Raw genomic sequence first — 12831 nt, forward strand, 5'->3', positions numbered from 1 at the left:
TGAGCGAAGCAGAAGTTAAAGTCTTGCGGGCTGAGGCCAGGCACTGATTTTGGGTAGATAGATTGGGGTCAGAGTCAGCGACTCTGACCCCAATCTATCTACCAATCTAATCTCCAATCCCCCCCCAATCTCCGCATTCAATTTGATATAAATAATTATTATTTTCATTTATATCTATTCAATTAGTCTGGTCGCATACTCATACATTGCTCAGGCACTTTTCTGTCCGATCCCGCTCTTTAACAATCATCCAAGGATGAGCCATGTCTGCAATTTATCACGATACTATTCAGAGTCTATATATTGCGTATTATGGCCGTCCTGCTGATCCTGCAGGCTTGCTCTTTTGGGCCGATCGTCTTGATCAGGCTGATGGTGACCTGACTCTGATGCTGGATGCCTTTGCCACGTCGGCTGAGTCTCTGTTGCTCTTTGGTAATATCCCGACCGCGGATGATCAGGTAGTCGCTATCTATCTGAACCTGTTTGGCCGCGCACCTGAGGCCGAGGGACTGGCTTTCTGGAGCGCTCAGCTGTCCAGTGGTGAGCGCAGCCTGCAGAGTATTGCTCTGGTAATCCTCGAAGGCGCGCAGGGCATAGATGCTGAGGTGATCAATATCAAGCTTCAGGTTGCCAATGCGTTCACACAAAGGGTGGCCGATGAGGGCTTGGTCTATAACACACCTCAGGCTGCTGCTGTGGCTCGTGTGCTGCTGGATCAGGTATCGGCCAATAATCTGACAGACAGTACCCTGAGTACACTACTGGCAAAAGTGGAGATCTATACCCAGGCCGCCAATAAAGCCTCATCCGATCCAGATCTCTTTTCGCAGATCGGTAATGATCTGAGTGAGCAGATCGAATTTATTGAAGGTACTGATGAGCCATCTCCTGCACCGACACCGGCACCGCCGCTGCCGCTGCCTGTGAGTTTCAGTGTAACCGAGAGCAGCAATCAATCTGGTGTCTGGATGGTTGCAACCACTTTTGGCAAGGTTGTGCTGAGTGAGGGGGTGGAAAAGGGTACAGCTGTTTACATCTTTACCCCTGCCACTGGCTCACCTGTCTTGGTGGAAAAAAGCAAGATCAGCAGTCTGGTTGTGAATGATATTGAGCTGTCTGGCAATATTGCACTGCTGAACGGCATGCTGGTCAGTGGTACTGGCTCAGTTGCAGCAACGGGGGCTGGTCTGTTTGATTACCACCAGTCGCTTGATCTTTCTGGCCTGAAAACACAGCAGGTTGTTGCGCACTTCGGCGATGGTGCTTTGAATCAGTTTACGTTTATGCATTATGGTGAGTCTGAGCACGATTTCGGGCAGGCGGTATGGGAGATCAATGCTAACAACATGATCATTGCCCTGAATCCCGGTGTGATTCAGGGGCGTTTGGTCAAAGGGGCTGGCGAACTGATATTGATTGCGGGTGCAGATGAGCAGTCCCTGTTTATGCAGGTTAATATTGAGGGGCTGAGAAGTCTGTATATCTCTAATGAAGCTAACAGCGGAACCCTGATCTTCTCGGATACCAGCCGAATTTTTCTTAACAAGGATGGTTCAAGCATTCAGACGAATGGAACAGTCGATTTTTCGCTGATCAAGGCAGAGCAGCTGCAGGCCACGAGCCTGCAAACCTCGAGTAATATGGGTGGGCAGCATCAAGTCATTCTGACCGCTGCGCAAGCGGCATCACTGAAGCTTTCGGGCACTGCAGCCCTGGCGATCGTCGGCTCTGATGGCGACCAGTCGATTGATCTGAGCCACTACAGTAATGTTTATCAGACCAATGTCATTGAAGCCGGGTTGGGGGCTGATACCCTCTTCTTATATCATGGCCAGGATATCCGGGATGAGATAGTGATCAAGGGTGGAGTGCTTGCTGCCACTATTCAGCTGACCCTCAATACATATGACGAAAATGGTGACAACGATACGACAGAGCTGTTGAACGCCACAGAGTGGACTCTGGCAGACTCCTTTTTCAGCCTTGAGGGCGGAACCTGGGATATCATCCATCACTTCAACATCAACGATGACAAGCTGGTACTGGGTACTACTCTTATTGATAACCAGGGCATCATCACCCTTGATGAGAATCTCAGCTTTGCCGAGCGCGCCTATGCGGTTGCTGATCTGATCGCGACCGATAGCACGATTGCAGCCTTCATTTATGACGGTGATACTTTTATTTTCCGGGGAGATGGACAAGCGGGTATCCAGAGCAGCGATATTTTCCTGCAACTGGTTGGTGTGCAGCTGAGCAGCCTTGATGGCCTGTTTATCTGAGATAGATTGAGTGGTTAGAGATTGGGGTCAGATAGATTGGGGTCAGAGTCTGCGACTCTGACCCCAATCTATACCAATCTATCTAGAACGCCAACTCTATGCTGGCTCCACTGCCGAGCAACTGGATGGTGTCGCCCTCGTTGGAGATCTCCTGCAGCATAAGCTCATACAGGTCGCGCATACCGGGCAGGTCATTTGTGGTGGTGATGTCGTTCAACCAGTCGCGGGCAAAGGATTCGTCCGCCGCATCGTAGGTCACCAGCAGATTTCCGTCACTCATGGGGTCCTGCAGCCAGGTAAAGAGGCGGGCAGCATCCAGTTTGGCGCCGATCACAGCCTGATCCTCATTCTGGGCACCGAGCAGTATATCCAGCATGATAGTGGCGGCGCTGCTCGGGCGGCCGTCGGGATAGGCTCCCTGCGTGAAGGCATCGGCATAGAACTGCTTGCCTCCGCTCTCGGCTTCGCGGCCAAAAAGTGCAAAGTAGATATTGTCGATAAACGGCTCAATATTGTCTGCCGTGATCTCGCCATACAGGCGCAGAGACTCTTCCGATCCGGCAAAGGCTTCGATGATGGCGCGAGGGTTGCCATCCGCTGCATCCAGGTGCTGCATCCAGTAAGTCAACCCTGGCGCATCTGCCGGGCGCTGGTAATAAGCCATGTAGAGCGTCTGGATAAGGTCTTGCTGGCCGTTGCTGAGAAAGGCCGGCGCACCGGGGTCCAAGATCATGCCATTGGCGCTGCCGCTAGCGTCGAACTCGCCACCATCGGTCAGGCTGAAGTCCAGACGAATCTTGTCACCCTCCAGCACTACACGACCGCCATGCTCCTTGCTGGCCAGATTGACCCACTCGTTCAGGTTATTCTGCTTGAAATAGCCGTTGGTACTCACCTTGCCTTCAACATATAGGGAAAAGTTCTCAGTTATGCCTGGTGCGTTGACCTGAGCATCAAACGAGATCATACCAACCGACATTTTCAGGTTATCCGGAGCATCAAAGGGTTTATCCAGCTGCAATACATTACTGAACTGTACCGTATCGTTGCTCACCTTGCCCTCATTACCGCCACCAACCAGTGTGATGAACACAGATGGAGCCATGGGTTCTGTCGAAGGGGTCGGGGTGAAGAGGAAGGGCACGGAGGCAACCGATTGCTGCAGATGATCCGGAATACCATCACCGTTGCCATCGCCAACACCACTACCATCCGGATTGGGGACGGGGATTACTTCCGGCTCCGGTTCGGGAGAGCTGGGAGGATTGCTGATCTGAAGTGTCACTGTGCTCGTGGCTTTACCACCCTGCCCATCGGTCAGTTCCAGCTCAAAGCTGCGCTGGCCTGCCGTTGTGGTGCGATAGGCCAGGCTCTGTAGCAGCACGCTGGCGATGGCTGGTGTTGCATCCTCATTCAGCGTGATGACTAGATTGTGTCCACCCTGACCGTCATCAGTGGCGCTGACGCTGCCGATCTCGGTGCCATTGTGGAACACCTTGTCGTCAGCCTTAATTGCGGTATCAGCACTGCCGGCATCGACACCCGATTTGATACTGCTGCCGCCAAACAGGAAGTTGCCATCGGCAGTACCGGACTGAGTCGTGGCAGTGAGCGTGCCATTGTTGAAGTTGGGGGAGTCGACGTCGGCCACGGCTGCGTCACTGCCCTGATCCAACAGCAGTGTCTGGCCGGTCCTGCCGCTGCCGCTGTCACCATCCAACTGGCTGATGACTGGCGCATCATTGGTGCCATTGATGGTCAGCGTGAGTGTTTGATCCACGCTGCCTTTGCCATCGCTGGCGGTCAGGGTGTATTCGAATACCAGCTTTTGCCCTGCGCCAAGGTAGTTGAAGGCTTCACTGCCGGAGTTAAAGGTCCAGTTCAGCGTGCCGGTGGTGGAGCTGCTATTAATCACCGGGTTGCCAGACAGACTGAGCATCGCTTGCAGGTCGGCCAGCTCAGGCTGATCCGGGTGAGCAGGCAGGTCGCTGTTGTCTGAGTCCTTATAGGTCACGTCCAGTGATGTCACGGATACGCTGACTTCATCCGCTTCGTCGTCATCGGTCAGCGGCATGCTGCCACTGCTGGTGAGACCGGCATCAGTTTCGGTCATGATAAAGCTGGAGGAGAGGTTGGCCGAGTACTCCATTGCACCGGGGACGATGCTCTGCACCCAGTCACTGTTACGCTGACTGCCGTTTGTGACATCGGCGCCATACTGAGTGGCTGTGGCGGTAAATCCGGTACCGGCGATACCGGCATCATAGAAGTCATAGCCAAGGAAGATTACATAGCCACCACCATACTGGATAACGGCGACGGTAGCGTTTTCGTCCGTACCGTAGATGGGGGTAAAGTTGGCAACGCTGCCACGTCCGATCGCATCGGTGGCACTCAGGTTAGGCAAAGAGGCCGGGCCATCGGCAAAGGGAGTGCCTGCAGCGTTGGCTGCATTGAAATCCCAACTGCTGCCGTACTCGGTGGTCAGGTCCCAGTTGAATATCAGGTTAAGGAATTCGGTATCTTTGCTCCCGGCAGTGCCGGTCATCATCATGACACCGCCGCTATTGACCCAGTCCTTCAGCGAATCCCGGGCACTGATCGGCAGAAAGTCCTCATCCGCCGGGTTGGCAAAACCAGCCTCCATATCGGTCATGAAGAAGAAGCCACTGGCGTCCAGCTTGTCGGCAAAATCGGCATCGGTGAAGTTCTGGATCGAGGTATCCAGCGTATAGTCGGCATTGTTATTGATCTGATACTGGATGATGCTGGCCAGGTTAGCGCTTTCATTACCGTTGCCGGGGGTGGCATCGTTGCCGTTCATGTTTGGCTGGCTGAATATGGACACCTGGGTTATTGTCTCAGGCGCCCCGAAGCCGGGCAGGTTGTTGGCTGGATCATTGAAGTCGATCACAAGATTGTTTCTGACCGCGCCAAGTACATCGGCTGCTACAGTGTCGGTGAAATAGGAGTCAGTGAAGGCAACGGTCAGGTTACTGATGTCGTCAGCATCGGCATGATTAGTTGCATTGCCAGTCAGCGTCAGGGTTGCTGTGGTATCGCTGGTGCGGATCAATACGGCTGTCAGGCCAGCAGGGACATTACTTACAAGCCCTGACCAATCGTCACCGTTTGTACCGGTGAAGGTATCGCCCAGCAGGGTGAGAGTGATAACGGTATCGATCGAGCCATCATTATCGGCGCTCTCCTCGAAGACGCTGCTGCTGTAGGCGAGCAGAGGCCAGCTTTCACCGGCGGCGAGGGGCATGGTGGTGGCGGGGTAGGCCTGCAGGTCAGCTACATCAGTCACCAATGCATTATCTGGCACGTAGCTAAATGAGTCGCCGTAATTGTAACCGGCAGCATTGGATATGAAGTAACCTAACTCGTCATGCCCTTCATAAAAGAAGCCCTGATCATCGAGTGCCCATACCGTTCCCCAGTCAGACACACTACGGACAAAGGTGCCATCGGCTTCAAACAGATCAAGGCGAACCGTGTGGCCGCTCGGGTTATTGACTGAGGGGGCCGATGCAGTGTCAACAAACATCACATAGCGGTCATTGTCAGTACCCCAGTCGACATTTTGTAGTGGTCCCACCTCATTGGCCAGAAAAATGTTCTGGAAGTTGGTGAGATCGAACAGACCGTCTGCTTCAGGGTAGGCAGGGTTACGTTGTACATCGAAAGCCTGTGCTGCACCGAACTTTCCATCGAACAAAGACATAGAAGGACTCCATTTAGGCTGGCAGATCACCCCTGAGTAAAGCAGATGACAGAGCCTGATTTCACTCTAGGTGAATAAATTAGGTTATTCTTAATATACGCAATGCTATATCACTTGGCTCTATATAAGTATGAGCAGGATCAAAAAACCTCACAAGAGATTGAAAGATTGGGGTCAGAGTCGCAGACTCTGACCCCAATCTTTCAATCTCTGACCCCACTGACCGTTAGCATCAAAGGAGTGAACTCACACATGCCAAATACAACATCTCTCACCCAGATTCAGAAACTCTATGTTGCCTTCTATGGCCGCCCGGCTGATCCGGCAGGTCAGGTCTATTGGGCTCAGCAGCTTGATACGGCACAGGGTAGTCTGCAGCGGATCATTGATGCTTTTGCCAATTCTGTTGAATATGCCATGCGCTTTGAGCAACTGGATACCGAAACGCTGGTGAGCAATCTTTACCGCCAGGCGTTCGGTCGTGATGCCGAAGAGGCCGGCCTCAGCTATTGGGTGGGCCAGTTGCAAAGCGGTGCGGTGAGTATTGGTCAATTGGCGCTGGCGATCCTTGAAGGTGCGCAAAATCAGGATCTGGCTGTGGTTGAGCAGCGCCTGTCGATGGCACAGCGGTTTACTGATGCGGCTGAGCAGCAGGGGCTGGGGTATGGTGATCTGCAAATACCTGCTGCGGTGGCACTGCTACAGGCGGTCAATCAAGACACGCCGGTTGACACGATCGATCTTACCGAGTTGTGGCAGCATTTCGCAGCATTCTCTGATCCACTGCCCTATGACCCAGACTGGAGCCCAGAGCTGAGCCCTGCCGGTTTTGAGCTGTGGTTCCTGACTCAGAGCGCGCTGTCCAGGCAGGGGCTGGACACTTTGTACAGCGTCGAAACGCTTGAGCAGGTGTCGGATAATCTGGCGCTGAATGGCACGAATCTGCGTGATACCTTTGCACTTATCCGTCCGCTGATAACCGATACGGGAACATCTGAAGAAATTTATGCACGGGTGCTCGACTCTGTTATCGACATATTGAACTCACCCCCACTGGTTGAGTCTGAGTTACTGTCTGCGGTGATCCTGCAATTTCAGGATAATGATGACGATCCGGCATGGACCGATGATGAACATTTCGATACTGTCGGTCTGGTTGAGATATCAGGCGGGGCTGCAATCCATGAAGTCGGTGGCGATTTCTGGCTGTAGTGTTATGTAGTGTTGTGTAGTGCGGCTGCAGTTTGCAGAGGAGTTGTGACTCTGACCCCAAACTCTCAAACTCTATTTACATGGGTATTATTGATGACGTTGTTGGTTGCTGTTTCAAAGGTTGAACATCTGAATAAGTGCTGGAATCGCTATGCTGATTATCAGTTTGCCGCCGGGGATGCTGTGGCTCCTCTGGTGGTGGCTGAGATGTCGCGTGCTGCCGTTCATTTGCCGATTGCGTTTATTGCGCAGGGTGAAGAGTTTGTGCCGGTAGCGCTCCAGGGGTTGGCGCCGGGTAAGAATCTGCTGGTGGCTCCGGACGGGCGCTGGTTGGCTGGCTATACTCCTTCACTCTATCGCAGCTATCCCTTCCAACTGGCCACCGCCGAAGATGGACAGATGGTGCTGTGTGTCGATCAGGACTCCGGTCTGGTGGTGGATGGCACCGAGGGTGAGCCGTTTTTTGAAGGTGATGCGCCATCCAAAAGTGTCAGTGATGTGCTGGAGTTTCTGAAGCAGACTCATGCAAGCCGGTTGGCTACCTCGCGCATTTGCCAGGTATTGCAGAAGCATGACCTTTTCGAGCCTTGGCCAATTACGCTTAAAGATGGCGATAAAGAGCAGAAGGTTGAAGGGTTGTTCAGAATTAATGAAACGGTATTGAGCGCTCTGTCCCCAGACGCGTTGGCTGAAGTACGCGACGCCGGAGCGTTAGTGATTACTTACTGTCAGTTGTTGTCGATGCAGCACCTGAACATGCTGGCTGAGCTGGCCAGAGTACGCAGTCATGCTGATATCACCAGGGATGAAGAGCTGAATCTCGATTTCCTGAACAAGAGCGATACCCTGACCTTCAACTGATGGGGTGGTTGAAATAAGCGTTGTTGCCCCGATCTACTCATTAATGACTAAACGAACAGGCCATAATGAATGGATGGTCTGTAACAGGGGCACTATGAACATGGCAGATGATACTGCAGAGACCACCTACCCGGTCAGCAAACAACTTAACATCACCTTCAGCCCTTATGAGGATCGCTTGATTCTGCAGGCTGATCGCGGGCCACATGGCCGGCTTTGTCTGTTGTTGACGCGCCGGATGGTGATGTTGGTTTTACAGCAGTTGCTGAATAAGCTGCCAGAGATGTCCGATCTGGATAAAACGCCCAGCCAGTACTGGCAGGATGTGCTGAAAATGTCGCATCAGCAGGCAATGGATTCCAAGCGGGAGAACGATGAGACAGCCAGAGAGGCAGCATCCGGCTCGCCTGAGACCACATCTACGCAGACTGAACCTGCCACTCACACATCTGACACTGATAAATCAGCTATGCCCGACAGCCCCCCTCTTTATCTTGCAACCGAGCTGTCACTCAGGCACCAGGATAAGGAGTTGTATCTTGCCTTTAAAGGGTTACCGATCCCCCAGGCCATGACTCACCCTTGTGCCCATGAGCCGGTTCTTGCGACGCCACTGCAGGTTGAGCATGTTCATCAGCTGCTTGAGCTGCTGATCAGCAAGGCTCAGGATGCTCATTGGCACCTGCCTGTTAACCTGCCATGGATGGATAGCGGCCCCGGCCCTAAAGGGGCGGTGTTAACGAGTCAGACCCATTAGCCTTGCTTCGGATGCAGGCTGTGTGGCAATGTCGTATTTTCTATGTGCAATTGTAGTGTTGGAAAGGATGATGCCCTATAATTGGCTGTTTTATATACAACCGGCTGATAACGATACGATATGAATCTGGTCACGTTCTCTGAGCAGTCTGTGCAGCTTTTTTCAACTGATAAGCATGCGGATCTTCGCTTTCATATTGAGACCTCTTTTAATTATGCGCGCGAGTGGCCAAGTGTCACGATTCATCATCGTGAGGCTGCTTTGCTGGCCGGTGATCTCCCGCTGCTTTTCCTGCGTGATGGATCAGGCAGGCTGCATCTTGTCGTGTTGCTGCATGATACCAAAAGCTCTCCGATCAACCCTCAGGGGCGTTGGGTCTTGAAGTACACGCCGGCTAAGTTGCGCTTTTATCCTTTTACCTGGGTAAAGCAGGGCAGCGAATCCAAGCTTGCTGTTTATCATAATGCTCCGCACTTTAAGGGCAAAGGTGAAAAGCTGGTAACATCCAGACACAAGCCGACCCAGCGGATGCGTTCGATTCTTTCGCATTTACAGCCCGTTCAGGCTGCTTTTGATGAAACTGCCCTGCTACTGGAGGAGCTCAAGGGGCTGGATCTTCTCAAGCCGATGGGGCTGACATTCAAGGCCGGCGATAAGCAGCAGCAATTGAATGCCCTGATTGTAGATAAAGTGTTATATAAGCAGCATCGTACGATCTCTCCGCGTTTGAGGCGGTTGCTTCATTTGCATCTGCAAAGTCTGTCTCCGCTGATGGCGGTTCTTGAGCAGAACAGCGTGCCTGAAGAGCCGACGCTGGAGGCTGTTGCCGCTTCTGGTGATATGAGCGGTGCTGTTGAATTGTTGTTGATGGATGCTTGTCGGAAATACAGTGTAACAGCCGATGAGCTCAAGAGTAGAAAACGTCATGATGATATCAACAAAGCACGCCAGTATCTGGCTCAGGAGAGCGAGTCACAGGGTATTTTGAGTGATATGGCGGCGCATCTTTCACGCCAGCCAGCGACCTTGAAGCGCTGGCTTTCAGACGCCAGCTGACCTGAAGCTCGCTGGGTATCATTGCTCAGCAGAATCTGTCTGTATCCACTAGTTGTATGTGGCAGGATATGCTAGTCTTTGTTGTGTAGCAATTTAGTAAATATCCAAGTATGTAGCATCCAAGTAAGAGTGTCCCCTTAGATATTTATCGCCCGCCCCCCTCAGGGGCGGGCTTTTTTATGAGAACCGATCTATAGAAAGAAGCCATCATCATCAATGATGGTTCTCATGGCTGATAGCATCTCCACCCCATCGCCAAAGCTTCCTCCGACCGGATTGAAGATATCAAGATAGAAGGTTTCGTCCGGTTCAGGAATATCATCCCCAAGGATCTCTACCACGATAACGGCCTGATTTTCACCTGGGTACAGGATTAATGTGCCACTGACCGCGACATAATCCTCACCCGCTGTTGCCGTTCCATCGCGTGTGGAGTAGTCAACGCTGAGCCATTGCTGGGGGTGCTCGCGCATACCGGTAAACTGGAGCAGGAAGTAAGTATAGGTGATGTCGCCGCTGTCGCCTTCCAGAATCGAGGTTTCGACTTCGTCGGGTGATGTGGGTGCGTCCGGATATTTTTCACGCAGGCTCTGATCCACCCATTGCTGGTAAAAGCTGGCTCGCTGCCAGAAACCCACTTCACCGAAGCTGCTGTTCAGGATGTTATCGATATCGGGTCGAACAGTGCTTGTTGATAAGCTCGATATATAGCTGGCAATGCCGGCCACCTGGTTGTTGATAAAGGCAGGGCCACCGCTGTCGCCACGTGTGATCATGCCTTCGTCTAGCCCCAGCCCTGTGTCGTTGATGTTCAGTAATCGTCCCAGCGCATCCTGGGCAAGCTGGCCATTATCAAAATCTGCAATCAGTTGACTACCGGGGAAGGGCGTCCAGCCCATGCCGCTGCCGAATTTGACTTTCAGTGCGCTGGCATCGGCATCAAAGCGGTTAAAAGCCTGCAGCCTTAACAGTGGACCTGAATAGCCAGAGTCTTCGCCATTGTTGCCAGTGCCGGGAATACCATAGCCGCTGAAGTTGAATACCTGTCCTATTTCATCATCGTCTCTGTAGATCTCATGACGCTGTGCTTCCTTTGGTGCTGGATTGGTCAGCCAGACCAGTGCAAGGTCATGGTTGCCATTGGCTGCGTCATACTCTGGGTGAAGCAGCAGATGGTTTGCCGATCTGGATTGCTTACCGGCAATTGTATCAAAATGAACGGTGATGGATGAGGGGGCATCATCACGAAAGATATGGGCAGCTGTTAAAATAGCCCTGCCGTCGAACAGCAGGGTTCCTGTGCCATAAAAACTACCATTACTGACCCGTACAACCCCATCAAAGCCTTCACCTGGCTGTGTTTGGTAACGTGGATTGGTGTAATGCTCTACAGTTGCAACCATGGCGTCAGATTTCTTGGCTTGTTGGTAATATCAAAGTGTATATCTGCAGGTGTTGTTTATCCAGTTGTGGTACGGGGTGCAGATTCTGCCCGTGTCTATTTCCCGATACAGAACGAACTGAATATCCTGCCCAGCAGATCATCAGAGGTGAATTCGCCGGTGATCTCGCTCAGGCTCTGCTGAGCCTGACGCAGATCCTCTGCCAGCAACTCACCAGCCCCTGCGCCCTGTAGTTGCTCCAGCCCCGTTATCAGTTGCTGATACGCTCTCTCCAGTGCATCCAGATGACGCCTGCGCGCCATAAAGCCACCCTCGGTGGTGGTGTTGAAACCGATACAGCGCTTCAGGTGCTCTCTGAGCAGCTCAATTCCATCGGAATTCTTCGCTGAGATAGATAGAAGTGAGTATTCACTTCTATCTATGATTGAGGGTGATTCCTGCTGCAGATCGATCTTGTTTCTGATCACGGTGATGTTGTTGGGGTGCCCCAGTCGTTCAACAAACTCAGGCCAGAGTATGGCAGGGTCTTCTGCCGGGTTTTCGCTGCTGTCGACTACCAGCAGGATTCTGTCAGCCTTGTGAATCTCCTGCCAGGCTCGGTCTATCCCGATCTTTTCGACTGCATCCGGGGCATCACGAAGTCCTGCAGTATCAATGATATGCAGAGGCATGCCGTCGATATGGATATGCTCACGCAGCACATCACGCGTGGTGCCGGCAATATCCGTGACGATGGCTGTTTCGCGCCCGGCCAGCGCATTGAGCAGGCTGGATTTCCCGGCATTGGGTTTTCCGGCGATGACCACGCTCATTCCTTCACGAATAATGCTGCCTTGTCGTGCTTCAGCTTGTACTTTTTTCAAGTCAGTGAGTACTTGCTTCAGGTCACCTAAGACCTTTCCATCAGTAAGGAAATCGATCTCTTCTTCCGGAAAGTCAATTGCCGCTTCGACATAGATGCGAAGCTGGATGAGTTGTTCTGTCAGTGCATGTATGCGGCGCGAAAACTCCCCTTGCAGTGAGCGCATGGCGCAGCGTGCTGCCTGCTCCGAGGTGCTGTCGATCAGGTCGGCTATCGCTTCGGCCTGAGTCAGGTCCAGCTTGTCATTCAGGAAGGCGCGCTCCGAGAACTCTCCGGGGCGTGCTGCACGGGCACCCAGCTCCATGACTCGTTTGAGGAGGAAATCGATGATCACCGGGCCACCGTGGGCCTGTAGTTCGAGTACATCTTCGCCGGTGAAGGAGTTGGGACCCGGGAAGTAGATGGCAATGCCTTCATCGATGATATCGGATTCAGCGCCATGGAAAGGCCCGTAGTGAGCAAAGCGTGGCCGGGGTAGCTGCTTGAGCACCTGGTGCGCTATCGTTTCAGACAGCGGCCCTGAGACGCGTACGATGCCGACGCCACCGCGTCCGGGAGGTGTGGCCTGAGCGGCAATGGTATCCTGTTGATAGAGTGTCATCTGAATCTCGCTCGATAGACGGTATCTGCTAAGCCTTAGGGGCCAGGTACAGTGGCTTTAGCATAAG

Annotated in this window: 8 protein-coding genes; 5 read left to right on the plus strand and 3 right to left on the minus strand. The window is 52.7% G+C overall.

What is annotated here, in order from left to right:
- The first annotated feature begins 263 nt into the window (after positions 1 to 263).
- Positions 264 to 2285, plus strand: a complete 2022-nt coding sequence (locus tag F7R27_RS13730; RefSeq protein WP_151704838.1) for a DUF4214 domain-containing protein — start codon at positions 264 to 266, stop codon at positions 2283 to 2285.
- Positions 2286 to 2367: 82 nt separating this feature from the next.
- On the opposite strand, the gene F7R27_RS13735 is transcribed toward F7R27_RS13730, so the two are convergent.
- Positions 2368 to 6012: a choice-of-anchor U domain-containing protein gene (locus F7R27_RS13735; protein WP_151704839.1), complete on the minus strand. Its 3645-nt coding sequence runs from the start codon at positions 6010 to 6012 to the stop codon at positions 2368 to 2370.
- Positions 6013 to 6264: 252 nt separating this feature from the next.
- Here F7R27_RS13735 and F7R27_RS13740 point away from each other — a divergent pair, with 252 nt between their 5' ends.
- The 4 genes from F7R27_RS13740 (at position 6265) to F7R27_RS13755 (ending at position 9898) form a co-directional block, all read left to right on the plus strand.
- On the plus strand, positions 6265 to 7224 hold the full coding sequence (locus F7R27_RS13740) for a DUF4214 domain-containing protein (protein WP_168927513.1): 960 nt from the start codon (positions 6265 to 6267) through the stop codon (positions 7222 to 7224).
- Positions 7225 to 7317: 93 nt separating this feature from the next.
- Positions 7318 to 8085, plus strand: a complete 768-nt coding sequence (locus F7R27_RS13745) for a SapC family protein (RefSeq protein ID WP_151704841.1) — start codon at positions 7318 to 7320, stop codon at positions 8083 to 8085.
- Positions 8086 to 8185: 100 nt separating this feature from the next.
- Complete coding sequence (locus F7R27_RS13750) at positions 8186 to 8842, plus strand: hypothetical protein (protein WP_151704842.1); 657 nt, start codon at positions 8186 to 8188, stop codon at positions 8840 to 8842.
- Positions 8843 to 8962: 120 nt separating this feature from the next.
- A complete protein-coding gene (locus F7R27_RS13755; protein ID WP_151704843.1) occupies positions 8963 to 9898 on the plus strand; it encodes a SapC family protein in 936 nt (311 codons plus the stop codon).
- 191 nt (positions 9899 to 10089) lie between these two features.
- Here F7R27_RS13755 and F7R27_RS13760 read toward each other — a convergent pair whose 3' ends face one another.
- Both F7R27_RS13760 and mnmE read right to left on the minus strand, forming a co-directional pair.
- The gene (locus tag F7R27_RS13760; protein WP_151704844.1) at positions 10090 to 11301 is read right to left on the minus strand and encodes a Calx-beta domain-containing protein; all 1212 of its coding nucleotides are present in this window, start codon (positions 11299 to 11301) and stop codon (positions 10090 to 10092) included.
- Between the two features lie 95 nt (positions 11302 to 11396).
- On the minus strand, positions 11397 to 12764 hold the full coding sequence (gene mnmE / locus F7R27_RS13765) for a tRNA uridine-5-carboxymethylaminomethyl(34) synthesis GTPase MnmE (protein WP_151704845.1): 1368 nt from the start codon (positions 12762 to 12764) through the stop codon (positions 11397 to 11399).
- Positions 12765 to 12831: the final 67 nt, after the last annotated feature.

It is taken from the genome of Nitrincola alkalilacustris, assembly GCF_008973755.1.
Classification (GTDB): domain Bacteria; phylum Pseudomonadota; class Gammaproteobacteria; order Pseudomonadales; family Balneatricaceae; genus Nitrincola; species Nitrincola alkalilacustris.

Coding starts and splice junctions, on each gene's coding strand:
- F7R27_RS13760 (WP_151704844.1), bottom strand. CDS start 11,301: ATGGTTGCAACTGTAGAGCATTACACCAATCCACGTTACCAAACACAG.
- F7R27_RS13745 (WP_151704841.1), top strand. CDS start 7,318: ATGACGTTGTTGGTTGCTGTTTCAAAGGTTGAACATCTGAATAAGTGC.
- F7R27_RS13730 (WP_151704838.1), top strand. CDS start 264: ATGTCTGCAATTTATCACGATACTATTCAGAGTCTATATATTGCGTAT.
- F7R27_RS13750 (WP_151704842.1), top strand. CDS start 8,186: ATGGCAGATGATACTGCAGAGACCACCTACCCGGTCAGCAAACAACTT.
- F7R27_RS13735 (WP_151704839.1), bottom strand. CDS start 6,012: ATGTCTTTGTTCGATGGAAAGTTCGGTGCAGCACAGGCTTTCGATGTA.
- F7R27_RS13740 (WP_168927513.1), top strand. CDS start 6,265: ATGCCAAATACAACATCTCTCACCCAGATTCAGAAACTCTATGTTGCC.
- F7R27_RS13755 (WP_151704843.1), top strand. CDS start 8,963: ATGAATCTGGTCACGTTCTCTGAGCAGTCTGTGCAGCTTTTTTCAACT.
- mnmE (WP_151704845.1), bottom strand. CDS start 12,764: ATGACACTCTATCAACAGGATACCATTGCCGCTCAGGCCACACCTCCC.